This is a genomic window from Stenotrophomonas sp. S49 (genome assembly GCF_016624905.1).
Lineage (GTDB): Bacteria > Pseudomonadota > Gammaproteobacteria > Xanthomonadales > Xanthomonadaceae > Stenotrophomonas.
On the sequence record NZ_JACVUD010000076.1, the window covers coordinates 1 to 21,314 of the forward strand.

Annotated in this window: 15 protein-coding genes; 13 read left to right on the top strand and 2 right to left on the bottom strand. The window is 68.8% G+C overall.

Translation table 11 applies throughout. From position 1 onward, the window contains the following. The first annotated feature begins 154 nt into the window (after positions 1–154). The 12 genes from IAE58_RS15000 (at position 155) to bcsZ (ending at position 17,259) form a co-directional block, all read left to right on the top strand. Positions 155–1,009, top strand: coding sequence for a glycosyltransferase (locus tag IAE58_RS15000; protein WP_199932264.1), 855 nt, complete (start codon positions 155–157; stop codon positions 1,007–1,009). Next, entirely contained in the window at positions 1,006–1,845 is an 840-nt protein-coding gene (locus tag IAE58_RS15005; protein WP_199932263.1) for a glycosyltransferase family 2 protein, read from the top strand. The genes IAE58_RS15000 and IAE58_RS15005 overlap by 4 nt, the downstream gene beginning before the upstream one ends. Before the next feature lie 72 nt (positions 1,846–1,917). Next, complete coding sequence (gene pncB / locus IAE58_RS15010; protein ID WP_199932262.1) at positions 1,918–3,105, top strand: nicotinate phosphoribosyltransferase; 1,188 nt, start codon at positions 1,918–1,920, stop codon at positions 3,103–3,105. 201 nt (positions 3,106–3,306) lie between these two features. Beyond that, positions 3,307–4,839: a BcsE family c-di-GMP-binding protein gene (locus IAE58_RS15015; protein WP_199932261.1), complete on the top strand. Its 1,533-nt coding sequence runs from the start codon at positions 3,307–3,309 to the stop codon at positions 4,837–4,839. Beyond that, complete coding sequence (gene bcsF, locus IAE58_RS15020; protein ID WP_108748484.1) at positions 4,836–5,015, top strand: cellulose biosynthesis protein BcsF; 180 nt, start codon at positions 4,836–4,838, stop codon at positions 5,013–5,015. Before IAE58_RS15015 ends, bcsF begins: the two co-directional genes overlap by 4 nt. Continuing rightward, positions 5,012–6,634, top strand: a complete 1,623-nt coding sequence (bcsG, locus tag IAE58_RS15025) for a cellulose biosynthesis protein BcsG (RefSeq protein WP_199932260.1) — start codon at positions 5,012–5,014, stop codon at positions 6,632–6,634. The genes bcsF and bcsG overlap by 4 nt, the downstream gene beginning before the upstream one ends. Beyond that, on the top strand, positions 6,634–6,810 hold the full coding sequence (gene bcsR, locus IAE58_RS15030; protein WP_108748486.1) for a cellulose biosynthesis protein BcsR: 177 nt from the start codon (positions 6,634–6,636) through the stop codon (positions 6,808–6,810). Before bcsG ends, bcsR begins: the two co-directional genes overlap by 1 nt. Further along, positions 6,807–7,565 (top strand): cellulose biosynthesis protein BcsQ, encoded by a 759-nt coding sequence (gene bcsQ / locus IAE58_RS15035; RefSeq protein WP_199932259.1) that lies wholly within the window; start codon positions 6,807–6,809, stop codon positions 7,563–7,565. Before bcsR ends, bcsQ begins: the two co-directional genes overlap by 4 nt. Continuing rightward, positions 7,565–10,189, top strand: coding sequence for a UDP-forming cellulose synthase catalytic subunit (gene bcsA / locus IAE58_RS15040; RefSeq protein ID WP_199932258.1), 2,625 nt, complete (start codon positions 7,565–7,567; stop codon positions 10,187–10,189). The genes bcsQ and bcsA overlap by 1 nt, the downstream gene beginning before the upstream one ends. After that, positions 10,186–12,561, top strand: a complete 2,376-nt coding sequence (bcsB, locus tag IAE58_RS15045) for a cellulose biosynthesis cyclic di-GMP-binding regulatory protein BcsB (RefSeq protein ID WP_199932257.1) — start codon at positions 10,186–10,188, stop codon at positions 12,559–12,561. The genes bcsA and bcsB overlap by 4 nt, the downstream gene beginning before the upstream one ends. Continuing rightward, positions 12,561–16,142 (top strand): cellulose synthase complex outer membrane protein BcsC, encoded by a 3,582-nt coding sequence (gene bcsC, locus IAE58_RS15050; protein WP_199932256.1) that lies wholly within the window; start codon positions 12,561–12,563, stop codon positions 16,140–16,142. Before bcsB ends, bcsC begins: the two co-directional genes overlap by 1 nt. Beyond that, complete coding sequence (bcsZ, locus tag IAE58_RS15055; RefSeq protein WP_199932255.1) at positions 16,126–17,259, top strand: cellulose synthase complex periplasmic endoglucanase BcsZ; 1,134 nt, start codon at positions 16,126–16,128, stop codon at positions 17,257–17,259. Before bcsC ends, bcsZ begins: the two co-directional genes overlap by 17 nt. 111 nt (positions 17,260–17,370) lie before the next feature. On the opposite strand, the gene IAE58_RS15060 is transcribed toward bcsZ, so the two are convergent. Then, a complete protein-coding gene (locus IAE58_RS15060; RefSeq protein WP_108755389.1) occupies positions 17,371–18,687 on the bottom strand; it encodes an NCS2 family permease in 1,317 nt (438 codons plus the stop codon). Positions 18,688–18,811: 124 nt separating this feature from the next. After that, a complete protein-coding gene (gene ettA, locus IAE58_RS15065; protein WP_108748493.1) occupies positions 18,812–20,476 on the bottom strand; it encodes an energy-dependent translational throttle protein EttA in 1,665 nt (554 codons plus the stop codon). Positions 20,477–20,730: 254 nt separating this feature from the next. On the opposite strand from ettA, the gene IAE58_RS15070 reads away from it, so the two are divergent. Then, the gene (locus IAE58_RS15070) at positions 20,731–21,210 is read left to right on the top strand and encodes an RcnB family protein (RefSeq protein WP_164270808.1); all 480 of its coding nucleotides are present in this window, start codon (positions 20,731–20,733) and stop codon (positions 21,208–21,210) included. Positions 21,211–21,314: the final 104 nt, after the last annotated feature.

The following is a 21,314-nucleotide window of genomic DNA, read 5'->3' on the forward strand; positions in this document are numbered from 1 at the left end:
ACGTACTTGCGGCGTCCCCCGCAACCGGACCCACCCCGCCAACCCACGGATCGCCCGCTGTTGCTGTTGGTCCGGCTCCTGCTCTGGTTTCTGCGGGTGCCGGGTGCAACCCGGCCAGTGCTACCCTTCGCCCAACGACAACCACGGAGGCGGGATGGGGGCGATCGTGTTGTTGCCGCTGGGCGTGGACGATGCCGTGCTGGACCGTTGCCTGGCCGCGCTGGATGCCGGTACCGCACCCGGTACCGCCGTCTGGTTGGCCGACGATGCACAGGCCGGGCCGCGTGCGCAGGCCGTGGTCGAACACTGGCTGGCGCATACACCGCTGCAGGCCGAATACACCCGTCGCGCGCGACCGTTGGGCGAAGTGGCCCACCTGGATGAAATGCTGCGTGCCTGCGAAGGGCTGGACGTGGCCGTGCTCGCGCCCGACTGCGTGCCGGCATCCGGTTGGCTGCAACAGCTGCAGGCCTGCTTCGCCCGTGATGCCGCCATCGCCACCGCCACACCCTGGTGCAACGCCGGCGAAACCGCCGCCTGGCCGCGGCTGGGTGAGATCAATCCGGAACCGGCTGATCCGGCCCTGCTGGCACACACTTGCGCCGCGTTGCCCAGCCTGCACCCCGAACTGCCCTCAGCGGTGACCCATGCGGTGCTGGTGCGCGGCAACGCGCGCCGCCGTGCCGGTGGCCTGGACGTGGACAGCTACCTGGGATGGAACGCCGCGCTGGTGGACCTGAGCCTGCGCATGGCCGGCCTGGGCTGGCGCAACGTGCTGTGCGAGAACGCCTTCGTCAGCCGCGCCGGCGAAGCGCCCAGCCGCGAAGGTGACCTGGAAGCACTGGCCGCGCGCTGGCCCGGCTGGATGCCGCGGCTGGCCGATTTCCTGATGCACGACCCGCTGCACGCGTTGCGCCAGGATCTGCAACAGCAGCTGCAGCAGGCGATAATGCCGCGCGGGCAGGGCGACCTGTTCGCGCAGCCATCGCCGCCGGAGTCGCCCGCTTGAAGTCCGCCATTGCCGCCATCGTTGTGACCTACCAGAGCGGCAGCACCATCGATGCCTGTCTCTCGCGGCTGCGCCAGTCGCAGGACGTGGCCGAAATCCGCGTCATCGACAACGGCTCGCTGGACGACACGCTGGACATCATCCAGCGCCATGCCAGCCACGATGCGCGCGTGCGCTTCATCGGCAATCCGGACAACCCGGGCTTCGCTGCGGCCAACAACCAGGGCGTGGCCGATTCGCACAGCCCCTGGCTGGCCTTCATCAACCCGGACCTGATGGTCGAGCCCGATACCCTGGCCGCGCTGCGTGCGCGCGCCGAAGGCCTGGGGGATGCGCTGCTGGGGGTGGAACAGGTGGACGAGCAGGGCCAGGCCGACGATGCCGTGCGCCGCCGCGATCCGGATTTCCTGGCCATGCTGCGCTCGCCGGGCCGTGGCGGCCGGCTGGCCATCCCGCGTGATCCGCAGCAGACGCTGCAGGTGGTGCCGGCCCTGTCCGGCGCGCTGCTGCTGATGCCGCGCGCCTTGTTCGACCGCATCGGTGGCTGGGACGCGGGGTACCGGCTGCATGCCGAAGACCTGGACCTGTGCCGCCGCGTGCGCGAAGCGGGCGGGGTGGTGGCCATCGCCAACGATCTGCAGGTGACCCACGTGCGTGGGGTCTCCAGCCGCTCCCGGCCGTTCTTCGTGGAATGGCACAAGCACCGTGGCCTGTGGCGCTACTTCAGCAAGTTCGAGGCGAAGCAGCGCTCGTGGCCGGTGCGGGGGCTGGTGTGGGGCGCGATCTGGGCGCATGCGCTGATGCTGGTACCCCGGTTGCTGCGCAAGGCGCTCTGACCGCCGGGTAGGGCCGGGGTATTGGCCCGATTGCGGGAACGCGATTCACCTGATCGGGCGCATAATGGCGGCATGGCCATCATCCAGTCCCTGCTCGACACCGACCTGTACAAATTCACCATGATGCAGGCGGTGCTGCACCAGTACCCCAGCGCCCAGGTGCAGTACCGGTTCAAGTGCCGCAACCCCGGTATCGACCTGGCGCGCTACATCGAGCAGATCGATGAAGAAATCGATCATCTGTGCAGCCTGCGCTTCACCGATGCAGAACTGGACTACATGCGCGGCCTGCGCTTCGTGAAGCCGGACTTCGCTGATTTCCTCGGCCTGTTCCACCTGGACCGCAAGTACATCCGCCTGCGCCCGTCGCAGACCGTACCCGGCGAGATCGACCTGGACATCACCGGGCCGTGGCTGCACACCATTCTGTTTGAAGTGCCGCTGCTGGCGATCATCAACGAAGTCTGGTTCCGCAACACCACCACCGCCGATTTCGCCGAAGGCGAGCGCCGTCTGCAGGCCAAAGCCGCGCTGCTGCGCGATACCCCCGGTTTCGAACAGTGCCGCATTGCCGACTATGGCAGCCGCCGGCGTTATTCGCGCGACTGGCATGCACGCCTGCTGCCGCTGCTGCGCGATGCGCTGGGCCCGCAGCTGGTGGGTACCAGCAACGTGCATTTCGCCCGCCTGTACGGCATGACCCCGCACGGCACCATGGCCCACGAATACCTGCAGGCCTTCCAGGCACTGGGGCCGCGCCTGCGCGATTCGCAGGTGGCGGCGCTGGAATCGTGGGCGCGCGAGTACCGCGGGGACCTGGGAATCGCACTGTCCGACGTGGTCGGGCTGGATGCCTTCCTGCGCGACTTCGACATGTACTTCTGCAAGCTGTTCGACGGCGTGCGCCATGATTCGGGCGACCCGTTCGACTGGGGCGACCGCATGCTGGCGCACTTCCAGCAGCGCCGCGTGGATGCTCGCAGCAAGGTACTGGTGTTCAGCGATGGCCTGGACATCACCAAGGTCATGCGCCTGTACGACTACTTCCGTGGCCGCTGCCAGGTGGCCTTCGGCGTGGGTACGCACCTGACCAACGACCTGGGCCCGACCCCGCTCAACATCGTCATCAAGATGGTCCGCTGCAACGGCCAGCCGGTGGCCAAGCTCAGCGATTCGCCGGGCAAGAGCATGTGCGACGACCCCGGCTACCTGGCTTACCTGCGCCAGGTGTTCGAACTTCCCCCCGCAGCACCGGCGTAAGGCAACAGCGCGTGCCTTCGGGTGCGCGCGTCAGGTTGATGTGTTGACTGTGTGTTGATGCCGCAAGCGTGAAGATCGACGGTATCATGCCGTCCTTGCCACGCAATTGTGACGTGCGTCATCAATTGCACCGTTTCCGCTGCAGTTTTTTCCTGCCTGCTCGCCCATGAACCTACAGATCGTTGTCGAAAGGATGCCGGCATGACGCCGCCGCGGCTCGCCGTTGCGGACGTCGCGGCCGAGTTCGTGGAGATGCGCCCGGGCGGCGTGTACTGGGCCGTGGCCGCCGGCAGTGCGCCGGCCGATCTGCTCGGGGCGGGCACGCTGGCGGCCGCGACCGACCTGGACGAGGCGCTGCTGGTGACTCTGGGGCGCACCGTCGAACCCCTGCTGGCCTTGTTGCAGCCCGACCAGGGGCCGACACGCGTGCGCCTGTTCCAGCGCTCACATCCGGGCATGCAGCAGGCCCTGCGCAGCCTGCCAGGCGATCTGCCGCGTGCCTCGTCGGCGGCCACCGCGCTCAGCATCGTGCAGTTCCCGGTGGCGGCGCTGGATGGCTGGGACGATGCGCGTCTGGCGCGCTGGTGCCAGCAACTGCAGCAGTGGGCGCAGCGCGCCGGCCAGGTGCTGCTGTTGTTGTGCCACGGCGAAGTGGCCACCCTGGCGCCGCGCCTGCTGCCGTTGAACCGCAGCTGCGCGGGCGTGGCCCAGTTGCACCCGCACCGGGGCGCACTGCAGCTGCTGCTGCACTACTGGGCCAACAGCCATGGCGTGGTGGCCCAGCGGGCATTCGCGGTGGAAGCGGTCGGCAACCAGTTGCAGCGGATCGCCGATGACCAGACGGACGCGGTGAGCGTGGCCGGTGATGGCGGCAGCGACTGTGATCTTTTCCTGGCCCAGGCCGATGTGCTGGAAGGCGCACCGCCGTTGTCGTCGGCGTGGAAGCTGTACGACGGCTGGGCGGGGTTGATGCCGGCCGCGCTGCGCGCCAATGAGGCCACGGTGGTGCTGGCCATCAATGAAAACGCGCAGGTGGATGCCCTGGCCCGTCTGCTGCACCGCCTGCGCCGCGAGCGCGGCGATGCGCTGAAGCTGGTGGTGCGCGAGCTGCAGCCCTGCCTGCGCTATGCCGACGAACGCCTGCTGCTGCAGTGTGGCGGCAGCCTGGTGGTGCCGGCGCACACGCCACTGCCGCGCCTGCTGACCCTGCTCGATGCCGTGCAGCGCCAGCGCTGGCAGGGGCAACTGGCCGATGACCCGGAACCGCTGATCCGCTCGCACCGGCCGCCGCCGATCAGTGGCCTGGTCAGCGTGGCCCGCTTCCGCCAGATTGCCGGCGAGCGCATCGATCTGGATGGCAGTGCTGTGGAAAGCGCGGTGCTGGCGCTGCAGCCGGTGGCCGGCCTGCGCGCCGAACAGACTCTGCAGCAGCTGCGCATCCGTCGCCAGGGCGACGTGGTCTGCGTCTATCGCGGGCAGGTCCGCCTGTTCCTGTTCGGCTGTCGCCGCGATGCCATCGAGCAGGCGCTGTCCAATCTGTTCCGCCTGCCGTGGCGCGAACTGTTCGACGGCTACCAGCGCCTGGCCGAATACGACCTGGCCTCGATGAACGCCACCGGCAGCGACCCCGAAACCGAGCTGTTGCCGCCCCCTGACGCCACGCCCGAGGCGGCGCCGGTGCAGGTGGCGACGTTTGCTGAACCGAAGCCACTGCGGCTGGGAGAGGATGCATGACCACCGACCAGCAGCTGTGGACGTTGATCGTTGCCTGCGCGGTACTGATGATTCCCTTTGGCGCCATGCTGGGCGCGCTCTGGCGCATGGCGCGCCGCGCTGTGCAGCGTCTGCTGCCGCCGCGCCAGCTGCGCCGCGTGGGCGTGCGCCAGCGTGCGCCGCGGAGGCCTGCATGAGTCCGCAGCCGTTGCCTGCTTCGCCCTTCGCCTGGGCCGACCTGCGCGGTTGGAACCTGTATTTCCTGTCCAAGGTGGCGCTGGCCTGGATGGGCGCGCTGAACCTGAAGCTGCTGCCCAACCTGCTGTTCCTGGCTGCGCTGCTGGTGCCGCTGCGCTGGCGCTGGGCGCGCATCGCGCGCACCGTGGTGGCGGTGCCGGTGGGTGTGGCCCTGTATTACCAGGACACCTGGTGGCCGCCGTTCCAGCGCCTGCTGGCGCAGCCGGGCGTGCTGGATTTTTCCGCCGACTACTGGCTGGAACTGGCGCAGCGTTTCATCAACTGGCAGATGGTGGCGGTGCTGTCGCTGCTGGTAGTGGGCTACGTACTGCTGAAGCCGTGGCTGCGGGTGACCACGCTGAGCGTGCTGGGCATGCTCGGCATGGCCGTGCTGGCCCTGCCATTGCCGGCGGGCTGGGGGTGGGGGCAGGCCCAGGCCGTAGCAGCCACCGGCGGCGCGGCCACGCGCGCGCTGGCACCGGCCAGCAACGATACGCTCAACGCTTGGCTGGCCAGCTTCTACCAGCAGCAGGCCACGCTGAAGACCACGTTCCCGGCCCCGGCCAGCGGCGCACCGTTCGACGTCATCATCCTCAACATCTGCTCGCTGGCCTGGAGCGACCTGGATGAAGTCGGCCTGCGCCAGAACAACCTGCTGGACCACATGGACGTGGTGTTCGACGATTTCAATTCTGCCACCGCCTACAGCGGCCCGGCGGCGATCCGCCTGTTGCGCGCCAGCTGCGGCCAGACCTCGCATACCGCGCTGTTCGACCCGGTGCCGGCCGAATGCCAGTTGTTCTCCAACCTGCAGCGGCTGGGGTTCCAGAGCGAACTGGCGATGAACCACGACGGCCACTTCGATGATTTCATCGGTGAACTGTCGCGCTACGGTGGCCTGCAGGCCAAGCCGATGGATATCAGCGCCTTCCCGCGTGCGCTGGTGGCGTTCGACAAATCGCCGCTGCGCCGCGACGGCGACGTGCTGATGGGCTGGCTGAAACAGCGCCAGGCCGAATCCAGCCCGCAGGTGGCCCTGTTCTACAACACCATCTCGCTGCACGACGGCAACCGCATCGTCGGCGCCGATGGCCGTGCCGCCGCCGCCGATTACAAGGCGCGCGCGGACATGGTGCTGGGCGACATGGCTGGTTTCGTCGATGCGGTGGAAAAGAGCGGGCGCCGCGCGATGATCGTGGTCGTGCCCGAGCACGGCGCGGCCCTGCACGGCGATCGCATGCAGATTCCGGGCATGCGCGAGATTCCCAGCCCGTCCATCACCCATGTGCCGGTGGGGGTGAAGCTGGTCGGCATGGGCGCGCCGGCCGCCGGTGGCCCGCGCCACGTGCCCGAACCCAGCAGTTTCCTCGCCATTTCCGAACTTGTGTCGCGCGTGTACGCGTTGAATGCGCAGTCGCCGCCGGCCGATCGGGATTGGAACAGCCTGCTGCAGGGCCTGCCGCAGACCCCGTCGGTTTCGGAAAACGAAGGCGCCAAGGTCATCGATTACGACGGCAAGCCGTGGCTGCAGCTGCAGGGCAGCCAGACCTGGAGCCCCTACCCGGAGGACAAGCGCTGATGGCCGACATCCTGGCGGTGCCTGCCACCCTGTCGGTGGAAGAGGACGACATCGACCTGCTGCGCCGCAGTCTGGCGATGCCGGACATGCGGTACGTGGATTTTTCCGCGAACAACGAACGCGCCCAGGCACTGGCGCGCTGGCCGCTGCTGGCCGAGCTGGAGCGCCTGCCATGACGTTGACCCTGTCACTGCAGGGCGTGCGCGGCGGCACCGGCGTGACCACGGTGCTGGCGGCACTGGGCCAGGCCCTGCATGCGCAGGGCCAGCGTGTGCTGCTGGTGGAAATGAGCCCGGACCAGATGCTGGGCCTGCACCTGGGCCTGGCCGCCGGCGAGCGCGCCGGCTGGGCCCGCGCGCAGCTGGACGGTGCTGACTGGCGCGCGGCCGCATTCGCCTGTGCGCCCGGGCTGGCCGTGCTGCCCTATGGCCAGGTTGATGCCAGCGAAGCCCTGCAGCTGGAACACGCGTTGACGGCAGCGCCACAGACCTGGGCCGAGCGCCTGCCCAGGCTGTCGGCACAGTTCGACTGCGTGCTGTTCGATCTGCCGCAGCGCCTGCCCGCGCATGTGGCGGCCATCAACACCCACGCCGCCTGCCGCCTGCCGCTGCGCCTGGCCTGCGTGGACCCGGCCAGCCACGTGCAGCTGCACCGCCAGCGCGAGGATGACCGGCGCCTGCTGGTGAACCGCTACGACCCGGCCGTGCAGGTGCAGCGCGATCTGATGCAGCTGTGGCTGCACAGCCATGGCGCCGGCCTGCTGCCGCAGCCGCTACACGAGGATGCGCAGGTGCCGGCGGCGCTGGCCAGCAAGCAGCCGTTGGGCCAGCACGCAGCCGATTCGCTGGCCGCCGCCGATGTGCAGGGGCTGGCCCTGTGGTGCCTGGCGGAAGCGGCGCGCCTGCAACGAGCGGAGGCTGGCCGGCGATGATGAGCCAGCGGGTCTATTACCTGGACTGGGGGCGGCTGCGCCACCGCGTGCATGCGGCCTGGCCGACCCGCGCGGTGCTGTGGCTGTTGCAGGCCCTGGGCTGGGCGCTGCTGCGCCTGGAAGGACCCGCCTGGCAGGGCCTGGCACCACGGCTGCGCGCCGCGTTCCCGCAGCTGCAGGGCGACCGCCGCTGGCGCCCGGGTGACCCGATCCGTCTGCTGGTGCAGGCGCTGTGGCTGTCGGTGGTGCGCCTGGTGCCGCGCCGATCGCTGCGCCGGCAGCGGCTGGCGCGCGCACGCCAGCAGCGCATCGCCGAACTGCGCGGCGCGGCCGGTCGCGGCCACGTGCGCTACCTGCGCACCATGCGCGATGCCCCCAAGGATGTGTGGAACAGCCGGTTCATGGCCTGGGCCGGCGAGCGCGTGCGCACCCTGTCGCCGCGCGCACGGCGCTGGGCGACGGCGGCCATCGGTGTTGCCACGCTGGGCCTGGCGCTGCTGTGCGTCACCCAGCCCTTCAGCTACCTGGCGCAGTTCGTGTTCGTGCTGCTGCTGTGGGCCATCGCCTTGCTGGTGCGGCGCATGCAGGGGCGCTACGCCACCCTGGTGCTGGTGGTGCTGTCGATCACCGTGTCCTGCCGTTACCTGTGGTGGCGCTACACCGCCACGTTGAACTGGAACAGCACCTTCGACCTGGTCTGCGGCCTGATCCTGCTGGCCGCCGAAACCTATTCCTGGCTGGTGCTGATGCTGGGCTACGTGCAGGTGGCCTGGCCGCTGCGCCGGCGCCCGGCGCCGCTGCCGGCCGACGTGCGGCAGTGGCCCACCGTCGACGTGCTCATTCCCACCTACAACGAAGACCTGTCGCTGGTGCGGCATACGGTCTACGCCGCGATGGGCCTGGACTGGCCGGCCGACAAGCTGCGCATCCATATCCTGGACGACGGCAAGCGCGAGGAATTCCGCGCATTCGCCGAACAGACCGGGGTGAACTACATCACCCGCACCGACAATCGCCACGCCAAGGCCGGCAACCTGAACCATGCGCTGACCCTGATCGATGGTGAGCTGGTGGCCATCTTCGATTGCGACCATCTGCCGGTGCGTTCGTTCCTGCAGGTCACCTGCGGCTGGTTCGGCCGTGACCCGAAGCTGGCGCTGGTGCAGACCCCGCACCATTTCTTCTCGGCCGACCCGTTCGAACGCAACCTGCAGGTGTTCCGCAGCGATCCCAACGAAGGCGAGCTGTTCTACGGCCTGGTGCAGGACGGCAACGACCTGTGGAACGCCGCCTTCTTCTGCGGCTCGTGCGCGGTCATCCGCCGCGAAGCGATCGATGCCATTGGTGGCTTCGCCACCGAAACCGTCACCGAAGATGCGCACACCGCGCTGCGGCTGCACCGCAATGGCTGGAACTCGGCGTACCTGCGCATTCCGCAGGCGGCGGGCCTGGCCACCGACAGCCTGGGCGCGCACGTGAACCAGCGCATCCGCTGGGCACGCGGCATGGTGCAGATCTTCCGCATCGACAATCCGCTGATCGGCAAGGGCCTGAGCCTGTTCCAGCGGTTCTGCTATGCCAACGCCATGCTGCACTTCCTGGCCGGCATTCCGCGCCTGGTGTTCCTGACCGCGCCGCTGGCGTTCCTGCTGCTGCACGTCTACATCATCTATGCGCCGGCACTGGCCATCCTGCTGTTCGTGGTGCCGCACATGGCCCATGCCAGCCTGACCAACGCGCGTATCCAGGGCAAGTACCGCCGCCCGTTCTGGGGCGAGGTGTACGAGACCGTGCTGGCCTGGTACATCGCGCGGCCCACCACCGTGGCCTTGTTCAGCCCCGGCCGCGGCAAGTTCAACGTGACCGACAAGGGCGGTACCCAGGATGGCGACCGCTTCGACTGGCGCGTGGCACGGCCGTACCTGGTCCTGGCGCTGCTGAACGTGGCCGGCCTGTGCTTCGCGGTCTGGCGCTTCATGCACGGCCCGGCCGATGAGCGCGGCACGGTGATCGTCAGTTCGCTGTGGGTGCTGTACAACCTGCTGATCATCGGCGGCGCGCTGGCGGTCGCCGCCGAAGTGCAGCAGGTGCGGCGCACCCACCGCGTCACCACGCACCTGCCGATGGCCCTGCAGGTGCCCGATGGGCGTCGCCTGCGCGGCGTGCTGCAGGACTATTCCAACGACGGCGTGGGCGTGGAGCTGGGCAACGACCCCGGCCTGACCGAAGGCGCGCGGGTACACGTGCTGCTGGGCCGCGGCCGCCGCGAGTTTGCTTTCCCCGCACGCGTGCAGCGCACCATGGGCCACCGCCTGGGCCTGCTGCTGCAGTTCGACAGCGAACGCCAGCGCGTGGAGTTCGCCCAGTGCACCTTCGCCCGTGCCGATGCCTGGCTTGACTGGCATGCCGGCTACCAGCCCAAGAGCCTGCCGCGCAGCCTGTGGAGCGTGCTGGTGCTGGGCTGGCGCGGTTACCGGCGGATGGGCGATTTCGCCCCGTTCGACCTCGACCGGCCCGTGCACTGGAGCCGGCGCCTGCTGCGCTGGATGGCCAGCTTCGCTCCGCAACGTCCGCTTCCCTCCCACCCGGCTGACCCAGCCGCTGACCCAGGGCTTCGTCCATGAGCATTTCCTCTCCTCTGCGCTGGCTGCTGCTGCCGCTGCTGGCCCTGCCGGTCGCTTCGGGCAACAGTGCCCCCGCGCCGGCCCGCCTGCCCGCGACCACCGGGTCCACGCCTGACACCGCACCGGCGCAGGTGGCCGTGCCCACGCCGGTGAATGCCGCCGTGGTGCCCGCGCCGCGGCCGGAACCGGCGCAGGCCGAAACCTGGGCGGGCAGCGCCTGGCCGTGGCAGCGCGAAAGCACGTTTGCCGAGCTGGGCCGCCGCCAGGATGTGCTGCTGTCGGGCGTGCGCAACACCACCACACTGGAATTCCAGGTGCGCCGCGATCGCCTGGCACGCGAAGCCGAGCTGGACCTGAGCTTCACTCCGTCACCGTCGCTGCTGCCGACGCTGTCGCACCTGCGCGTGTACCTGAATGACGCGATGATGGGCGTGGTGCCGATCAGCAACGACCAGCTGGGGCGCCCGGTGCAGGCCAAGCTGCCGCTGGATGCGCGGCTGATCGCCGATTTCAACCAGGTGCGGCTGGAGTTCGTCGGCCACTACACCGACATCTGCGAAGAGCCCACGCACAGCTCGCTGTGGGTGAACGTTTCGAGCAACAGCACGCTGCGTCTGGGCGGCCAGCCGCTGGCCATGCAGGACGACCTGGCCAATTTCCCGCTGCCGTTCTTCGACCCGCGCGACACCGCGCGGCTGGAACTGCCGGTGGTCTACGGCACCGCGCCGACCCTGGCGCAGCAGCGTGCCGGCGCCATCATGGCGTCGTACTTCGGCAGCCTGGCCGGCTGGTGGCGGCAGGCGCGCTTCCCGGTCAGCTTCGGTGCGCTGCCGGACAAGGGCCATGCCGTGGTGCTGGCGGTGAACGGCAAGTTCCCGCCGGTGATCGCCAACCACGCGCCGGTGCAGGGGCCGGTGGTGGAACTGATGGCGCTGCCGGACGATCCGCAGCGCAAGCTGCTGCTGGTGCTGGGCCGCAACGACGACGACCTGCAGAAGGCCGTGGCGGCCATGGCCGCGGGCAACGTGCTGTTCCGTGGCAAGCGGGTGGCCATCGACCAGATCAAGCCGCTGGCCCCGCGCAAGCCCTACGACGCGCCCAACTGGGTGCGCACCGACCGCGCCGTGCGCCTGGGTGAACTGCTGGATTACCCGCAGCAGCTGCACGCCAACGGCGTGGCCCCGCAGCCGATCACGGTCAACCTCAACCTGCCGCCGGATCTGTTCATCTGGCGCAACCAGGGCATTCCGCTGAACCTGCGCTACCGCTACACGCCGCCGTTCGGCAGCGACGAATCGCGATTGGGCGTGGCCATCAACGACCAGTTCATTTCCAGCTTCCCGCTGGTGCGCCGCAACGGCAAGCAGGGCCTGGAAGAAATCCGCCTGCCGGTATTGGCCGGTGACGCCGGTGCCGACGCGGGGCGTCTGTTGATTCCGTCGCTGAAGCTGGGCGACCGCAACCAGCTGCGCTTCGATTTCAACTTCGCCAGCGTGATGGGCAGTGCCCAGCGTGACCATTGCCAGACCGTGCTGCCGCCCAACCTGCAGGCGGCGATCGAAGAAGATTCGACCATCGATTTCTCCGGCTTCCACCACTACATGGGCCTGCCGGACCTGTCCGCGTTCGCACTCAGCGGTTTCCCGTTCACCCGCATGGCCGACTTGTCTGAAACGGTGGTGTTGCTGCCGGCGCAGGCCAGCGAAGCGCAGGCCACCCTGCTGCTGAACCTGGTGGGCGGGCTGGGCGTGCAGACCGGTTACCCCGCCTACGGGCTGCGCCTGTCCAACGATTGGAAGCAGGCCAGCACGTTGGATGCGGACCTGTTGATGCTGGGCGCACTGCCCGATGAGCTGCGCGGCAGCGACCAGCTTTCGCTGCTCATCGACGCCCAGCGCACGCGCCTGTTGAACGGCCAGTCGCCGTCGCCGCAGCAGGCGATGGAACAGGCCCGCCGTGGCAGCCGCCAGGGTGACCCGGCGGTAACCGAAGTGGCGGTGACCGCCGATGCACCGTTCGCCGCCATCGTCGGCCTGCAGTCGCCCCACCACGCGCAGCGCAGCATCGTCTCGCTGGCGGCCAGTGGCGCGGCCGACTACGGCCTGCTGGACGAGGCCCTGAGTGACACCGGCAAGCGCCAGGCCATCGCCGGTTCGGTGGCGATTCTGCGCACCTCGGGCATCCACAGCCAGTTCGTGGGCGAGCACTACTACGTCGGCTCGCTGCCGTGGTGGTTGCTGCTCTGGTACCACCTGGCCGATCACCCGGCGTTGCTGGCGGTGCTGGCCACGGTGGTGGTGCTGATGGTCGCCTTCCTGCTGTGGCGTACGCTGCGCTGGGTGGCTGCCAAGCGGTTGGGCCCGGACCACTGATGGCGCGCGCGCGGCATCCGCTGGTCGCCGCCTCCGGCCTGGTCCTGCTGGGCCTGGCCGGCGTCGGCCCGTGCCAGGCGCAGGCGCTGCCGGCCACCCCGGGCGGCACGGTGGCCGAGCAGCGGCAATGGCTGTTGGAACAGGTGCGCATCGGCGAAGCCAGCGGCCGCCAGGGCCTGATCGAAGATGCACTGGCGCGACTGCGCATGCTGGCCCCGGATGACCGCAGCACGCTGTTGGCGATCCTGGAAGTGCAGCTGTCGCAGCAGAAGATGGCCGACGCCGATGCCACCCTGCAGCGCCTGCGCCAGTTGGGGGCGGGCAGTCGTGAACTGGCCGCCGGCGAGCGCCTGTGGCGGGCCTACCGTGGCGATCTGCAGCAGGACCTGCAGCAGGCGCGCCTGTTCGCCGCCGGTGGCCGCAGCGACGAAGCACTGGTGATCTATCGCCGCCTGTTCAATGACGATCCGCCCGGGCTGCAGCTGGGCCTGGAGTACTGGCGCCTGCGCGGCGCGCAGGCCGATGGCCGCGCGCTGGCGATCCGCGAGCTGAGTGCGCTGGACCGCAGTTATCCCGGCAATACCGCGCTGCTGCAGACGTTGTCGCAGCTGCTGTTCGCCGCCGGTCGCGATGTCGAAGCGCTGGCCGCGCTCGAGCGCATGGGGCGCAATCCCGAAGCGCGCACGCTGGCTGCCGATGCCGAATGGGACTTCCTGCAGGACCAGCCGGCCAATGATGCCAACGTGCGCCGGCTGCAGGCCTTCATCACCCGCAATCCAAACTTCAACGACATCGCGCTGGTGCGCGAGCGCTATGCCGACCAGCACAAGCGGGTGAGCGACCCGGCCTGGCGTGCCGGCCTGCGCGGCCAGCAGCTGCTGGATCGCGAGCGCAATGCCGAGGCCGAGCGGGCCTTCCTGCAGGCCTTGCGTGGCTATCCGCGCGAACCCGAATTCCTGGGCGGGCTGGGCATGGCGGTGATGCGGCAGGGGCGCCGCGAACAGGCCATCAACTATTTCCAGCGTGCCGTGCAGGCCACGCCGGCCGGTGACAGCACCGACAAGTGGACCGACCTGCTGGCCAGTACGCGTTACTGGCTGTTGCTGGACCAGGCCGAAGCAGCCCTGGCCAGTGGCAACGTGGACCAGGCGCAGGCGCTGTACGAGCGTGCGCGCCGCCAGCAACCCGGTGAGATCAATGCACAGCTGGGGCTGGTGGACGTGGCCGTGGCCCGGGGCGACGATGCCAGCGCCGAACGCCTGCTGCTGGCCGCGCAGCGCCGCGCACCGCGCGATGCCAATGTGATCCGCAAGCTGGTGCAGCTGTATGGGCGCACCGATCCGCAGCGGCTGGAAAGCTTCATTCATTCGCTGCCGGCCGCGCAGCAGAAGCTGTATGCCGAAGATCTGCGGCAACTGCAGATCAGCCGGCTGCGCGAGCGCCGCGAACAGGCGCTGGCCGCCGGCGATGCCGCCACTGCAATCCGCCTGGGCCAACAGTTGCGCCAGGAACTGCCCGGCGATGCGTGGCTGGCTTATGCATTGGGCAATGAGCTGCGCAGCGCCGGTCGCGACGACGACGCCGATGCGGTGGTGGCCGACATGGCCGCGCGCAATGACAGCAGCGAAGCGCGCTACGCGCAGGCCTTGTACCTGTCCGGCAGCGATCGCCTGCCGCAGGCGCTGGCGGTGCTGGACAGCGTGCCGCGCGAGCGCTGGGACGATGACATGCGTGCGCTGTCGCAGCGCCTGCAGCGCCAGCAACTGGTGGAACACCTGTGGGAGCTGCGCGCGCAGGGCCGCGAGCCTGAGGCCATCGCACTGCTGCAGCAGCAACCGCCCAGCGCCGACAACGACCTGCTGCTGGCCGAATGGGCGCGCCTGCGCGGTGATGCGGCACAGGCACTGCATTACTACCAGCAGGTGCTGGCCGCGCAACCAGACAACGTGGATGCCCAGCTGGGCCAGGTGCAGGCATGGATCGCGCAGGGCGATCTGCCGCGTGCGCGCCAGCAGATGCACGACGCGCCGCCGCAGGTGGCCGACGATGCGCTGGGCCAGCAGCGGCAGTTGGCCGGCATCTGGACCGACCTGCATGAAAATGCGCGCGCGCTGCAGATCTTGCGCGGGCTGCTGGCGCGCAAGACCGAGGCCGATGCGCAGTCCTGGCGCGATGCGGCGCGGCTGGTGCGCGCCGATGATCCAGAGCAGGCGCTGGACATGTATGCCCAGGCCATGGCCGACAACGGACTGCTGGCCCCGGCGCAGGCCACGCCGCGCGACAACCGCGCGCTCACCCTGGCCAGCCGCCAGACCGAAGGCGATGACTGGCTGCGCAGCAGCCTGCGCAGCGATGTGGACACGCTGTACCAGCAGCAGAACCCGACGCTGACAGTGATGCAGGATTCCGGCCGCCGCAGCGACGGCACGCCGGGTCTGTCACGGCTCTCGCGTGACACCCGCATCGCCCACCTGGATGCACCGTTCGCCGGCGGCCTGGGCTGGGCGCGCATCGAGCAGGTGCATTTCGATGCCGGGCGTTTCCAGACCGGCGAGGACGGCACCTTCGACGAAGATTTCGGCAGCTGCGATCTGGATCTGCTGCAGGCCGATGGCACCGCGCTGCGCGCGCCGGGTTGCAGCCGCTACGTGCACCAGCGGCGCAATTCCGGTGCCGGCTTCGCCGTGGGCTGGCGCACGCTGGACGACCGCTGGAACATCGACCTGGGCCACACCCCGTCCAACTACGTGGTGGGCAACTGGCTGGGTGGGGTCACCTTGAACGGTGACCTGGGCCGGCTGGGCTGGGGCGCCACGGTGTCGCGCCGGCCGATGACCAATTCATTGCTTTCCCAGGCCGGCGCGGTCGATCCGCGCAGTGGCATTGCCTGGGGCGGGGTCACCGCCAATGGCGTGACCCTCAGCCTGGGCTACGACGAAGGTGGCCGCAACGGTGTCTGGTCGAACTGGAGCTGGCACCGCCTGACCGGTCGCAACGTGGAAGACAACACCCGCGCGCGGGCGATGGCCGGGTGGTACCACAAGCTGATCCAGCGGCCGGACATGCGCCTGGACGTGGGCACCACGGCCATGTACTGGCGTTACCAGAAAGACCTGGGCGGTTATTCGCTGGGGCAGGGCGGCTACTACAGCCCGCAGCGCTATGCCTCGCTCAGCCTGCCCGCCAGCTTCGCCTGGCGCAGCGACAACTGGTCGCTGCGCGTGGATGCGTCCTTCAGCGTGTCCAGCGCACGCACCGCGTCCATCAGCCGCTATCCCGACCAGGCCCTGATCGAGCGGGTGATCGCCCAGCTGGAGCCGCAGTACGGCCCGCTTACGCTCGACCCGGATGGCCTGTACACCAGCAGTGGTCGCAGCAGCGGTACCGGCTCGCGCCTGTACGCGGCGGTGGAACGGCGCCTGGGCGACCACTTCGTGCTGGGTGCGGCCGGTACGCTGCAGCGCAGCCGCGATTTTTCGCCGAATACCTTCCAGCTCTATCTGCGCTATACGCTGAAGCCGTGGCAGGGCAACCTGCCGTTGCCGGTGTCTCCGCTGGTGCCCTATGGCGAATTCCGCTGATCCGCAGCGCCGCCGCCTGCTGCAGGTGGCCGCGACCCTGCCGCTGCTGGCCCACGTGGGCGCGCAGGCACAGACGGCGCCTCGCTGGCCCGCCTGGCAGGTGCTGCAGGCCAGCAGCCTGAGCCGCGACGGGCGCATGATCGACCGCAGCCAGGACGACCAGCGCACCACGTCCGAAGGGCAGTCCTATGCGCTGTTCTTCGCACTGGTGGACAACGACCAGGCCCTGTTCGACCGGGTGCTGGGCTGGACCCAGGACAACCTGGCCGGCGGTGACATGTCCGCGCGCCTGCCGGCCTGGCTGTGGGGGCGCGATGGCAAGGGCGCTTGGCGCGTGCTGGACGACAACCCCGCCTCCGATTCCGATCTGTGGCTGGCCTATGCGCTGCTGGAAGGCGCGCGGTTGTGGCGGCGCCCGGCATTGCAGATGATCGGCGCCGGCATGCTGGCGCAGGTGCGAGCGCGCGAAATCGTCGAACTGGATGGGCTGGGGCCGATGCTGCTGCCGGGCCCGCAGGGGTTCATTGAAGACGATGCCACGCGGGTCAATCCCAGCTATCTGCCGTTGCCGTTGCTGCGGCGCTTCGCCGCCGTGGACACGCAGGGCCCGTGGCAGGCGCTGGCCCGCAACACGGTGGCGTTGCTGCAGCAGACCAGCCCGCACGGCTTCGCGCCGGACTGGGCGGCCTGGCGCAAGGGCGCGTTCGTGGTGGACCCGGTGAAGGGCCCGGTGGGCGGCTACGATGCCATCCGCTGCTATGCCTGGGCCGGCATGACCGCAGCGCGCGACCCGCTGTTCCGGCCGCAGTTGCAGGCCTTGTCCGGCCCGCTGCAGCGCCTGCGCAGCGGTGGCGCGATGTGGGAAAAGGTGGACACCCGCAGCGGGCAAGGGCAGGGCGAAGGCAACTACGGGTTCCGTGCCGCGCTGCTGCCGTACCTGCAGGCGCAGGGCGAAACGCAGCAGGCGCAGGCGTTGTTGGCCAGCCTGCCAACGGCGGAACAGCAACGCAGCGCCGAGCCGGCCTATTACACGCAGATGCTTACCCTGTTCGGCCGCGGCTGGATGGAAGGCCGCTGGCGCTTCGCCGCCGACGGCCGCCTGCAGCCGCGTTGGTAGGGGCACAACACGGGGTCAGAGCCCTTTGCGCTGCAAAGGGATCTGACCCCAACTACAGCCGACGGGGTCGGATCCCGTTGCACAGCAACGGGCTCTGACCCCATTCAACGGTCATTCCAACGCGTAGCGCAGCACGAACAGCACCGCCACCAGCCACACCGCCGGGTGCACTTCGCGCCAACGCCCGGTACCGGCCTTCAGCGCCGCATAGGCAATGAAACCAAAGGCCAGGCCATTGGCAATGGAGTAGGTGAACGGCATCGCCAACGCACACAACGCCGCCGGCACCGATTCGGTCAGATCGCTCCAGTCCACTTCCACCAGCTCGCGCAGCATCAGCCCGGCCACGAACAGCAGGGCAGGGGCGGTGGCATAGCCGGGCACCATCGCCGCCAGCGGCGAGAACAGCAGCGCGGCCAGGAACAGCGCCGACACCACCAGCGCGGTCAGGCCGGTGCGGCCGCCCACCTGCACGCCCGAGGCGCTTTCGGCGAAGGCGGTGGTGCTGCTGGTGCCCAGCAGCGATCCCGCCACGATTGCCGTGCTGTCGGCCAGCAACGCGCGGCCGAAGCGCTTCTGCGCGCCCGGCAGCTTCAGCAGGCCCGCACGCCCGACTACGCCGTACAGCGTGCCGGTGGCATCGAACACTTCCACCAGCACGAACACCAGCACCACCTGCAGCAGCACCGCAATCGGGGCGCCGCCGTCATGGTGCAGCAGGCCGGGAAGATCCAGCTGCAGGAAGGTGGGGGCCAGGCTGGGCGGCAAAGACACCAGCCCCTTGAACTGCACATCGCCCAGCGCCCACGCCACGGCGGTCACCGCCAGGATGCCGATCAGGATCGCACCGCGCACGCGGCGTGCTTCCAGGATCGCAATCAACAGAAAGCCGCCCAGGGCCAGCAGCGGCGGCGCGGTATTCAGCGGGCCCAGCGCCACCAGCGTGTCTTCGTTGGCAATGATCACGCCCGACTTCTGCAGCGCGATGATCGCCAGGAACAGACCGATGCCGGCCACGATGGCCGAGCGCAACGACGAGGGAATGCCGGCCACCAGCCAGGCGCGCACGCCGGTCAGCGACAACACCAGGAACACCAGACCGGAAATGAACACCGCTGCCAGCGCCTGCTGCCACGGCAGACCGGCGGCACCGACCACGGTGAAGGCAAAGAACGCGTTCAGGCCCATGCCCGGCGCCATGCCCACCGGGAAGTTGGCCGCCAGCGCCATCACTGCCGAACCCAGCGCCGCCGCCAGGCAGGTGGCAACGAACACCGCGCCGGCATCCATGCCCGTGGTTCCCAGGATTTCCGGATTGACGAAGACGATGTAGGACATCGTCAGGAAGGTGGTGACACCGGCCAGCAGCTCGGTGCGCACGGTGGTGCCGTGCTGCTGCAGCTGGAACAGGCGTTCGAACAGGGACATGGGGGAATCTCGACCCGTTGGTGGTAGGTACCGACCGTTGGTCGGTACTCCTTGAAGCGTCACCACCAACGGTGGTGACCTACCGAAAGAGAAAGGCCGCGCGAGCGCGGCCTTTCCGGTTGCCTTACTTCAGCGCCTTGAAGCGCAGGCGCTTGGGCGCGGCGTCGTCGCCCATGCGGCGGCGCTTGTCTTCTTCGTACTCGCGGTAGTTGCCCTGGAAGAACTCCACGTGCGAATCGCCTTCGAACGCCAGGATGTGCGTGGCGATGCGATCCAGGAACCAGCGGTCATGCGAAATGACGAAGGTGTTGCCCGGGAATTCCAGCAGCGCATCTTCCAGCGCGCGCAGGGTTTCGATGTCCAGGTCGTTGGACGGTTCGTCGAGCAGCAGCACGTTGCCACCCTGCAGCAGGGTCTTGGCCATGTGCAGGCGACCACGCTCACCACCGGACAGCGAACCGACCATCTTCTGCTGGTCCTGCCCCTTGAAGTTGAAGCGGCCGATGTAGGCGCGCGACTGGATCTCGATGCCGTTGATGTTCAGGATGTCCAGGCCGCCAGCGATTTCCTGGAAGACATTGTGGTTGCCTTCCAGTGCGTCGCGGCTCTGGTCCACGTAGGACAGCTTCACGGTCGGGCCGACCACGATCTCGCCCGAATCCGGCTTTTCCTGGCCGGTGATCATCTTGAACAGGGTCGACTTACCGGCGCCGTTGGGGCCGATGATGCCGACGATGGCGCCGGCCGGCACCAGGAAGCTCAGGTCGTCGAACAGCAGGCGGTCGCCGAACTTCTTGGAGACGTTCTTGAACTCCATCACCGCATTGCCCAGGCGCTCGCCCGGCGGGATGAAGATTTCATTGGTCTCGTTGCGCTTCTGGTAATCGACCGACTGCAGCTCTTCCAGGCGGGCAAGACGGGCCTTGCCCTTGGTGCGGCCGCCCTTGGCGTTCTGGCGCGACCACTCCAGTTCCTTCTGGATCGCCTTCTGGCGAGCCTTTTCCTGGTTGTCTTCCTGCTTCAGGCGCTCATCCTTCTGGGTCAGCCAGTCGGTGTAGTTGCCCTTCCACGGAATGCCGCGGCCGCGGTCCAGTTCCAGGATCCACTCGGCGGCGTTGTCCAGGAAGTAGCGATCATGGGTGACGGCCACCACGGTGCCGGTGTAGCGCGCCAGGAACTGTTCCAGCCATTCCACCGACTCGGCGTCCAGGTGGTTGGTCGGTTCGTCGAGCAGCAGCATGTCCGGCTTCTGCAGCAGCAGGCGGCACAGCGCCACGCGGCGCTTTTCACCACCGGACAGCTTGCCCACGATGGCATCCCACGGCGGCAGGCGCAGCGCATCGGCGGCCACGTCCAGCTGGTTTTCCAGGGTGTGCGCGTCGCCAGCGGCCAGGATCGCCTCCAGGCGCTCCTGTTCCTTGGCCAGCGCGTCGAAGTCGGCGCCTTCCTCGGCGTAGGCGGCGTACACCGCTTCCAGCGCGGCCTGGGCCTGCAGCACTTCGCCCACGCCTTCCTCCACCGCTTCACGCACGGTCTTGGTCGGGTCCAGTTCCGGTTCCTGCGCCAGGTAGCCGACCTTGATGCCCGGCTGCGGGCGGGCTTCGCCCTCGAAATCGGTATCCACGCCGGCCATGATCTTCAGCACGGTGGACTTGCCGGCGCCGTTCAGGCCCAGCAGGCCGATCTTCGCGCCCGGGAAGAAGGACAGCGAGATGTCCTTGATGATCTGCCGCTTGGGCGGGACCACCTTGGACACGCGGTTCATGGTGTAGATGTATTGCGAGGACATGAGGTCTCCGTAAGGGCGCGGCCCTGCACCCGTCCGTCAGCGGGAAGATCCCGGACGACAGCGGGCGCAGACTGAAATGGAATACCCCCAATTATAGCCGGAACCGCTTACCGCCCGCGCCGCCCTTGGCCCCGGGGCTGGCCGCTGCCTGAATACTGCGTCACATCCTGCGAATCGGAACCGTTTCCAGCCAATATCCGTTCAGACGCAATGCGCAAGATTGGCCTCACCACCCACCCGAGCAGAGGTTTCTCATGCGCATCAACCGAATCATGGCCGGAGCCGTGGCCTCTGTTCTGGCCCTGGGCGCGGTCGCCCCGGCGTTTGCCGACAACGACCACCGTGACCGCCGCGAGTGGCGAGAAGACCGCCGTGACGACCGTCGCGAGTACCGCCACGACGTCCGCGAGGCCCGCCGCGACTACGAGCGTGATCGCCGCGACGCCCGCCGCGACTGGAACCGCGACCACGACCGCCGCTACTACCACCCGGCGCCGCCGCCGCGTGTGGTCTACCGCCCCGGCTATGGCCCGGGCCCGGGTTACGGCTGGCAGCGCGGGCACCGCTACCGCGATTACTACCGTGGCCCGATCTACGTGGTGAACGATTACCCGCGTTACCACCTGCGTCGCCCGCCGTACGGCCACCACTGGATCCGCGACGACCGCGGCAACATGCTGCTGGTGGCCGTGGCCACCGGCATCATCGCCGACTACATCATCAACAACCGCTGATGCAGCAACGGGGTCGGAGCCCTTCCCTGCGGGAAGGAGTCCGACCCCACCAGCCCGGGGGGGGGGGGGGGGGGGGGGGGGGGGGGGGGGGGGGGGGGGGGGGG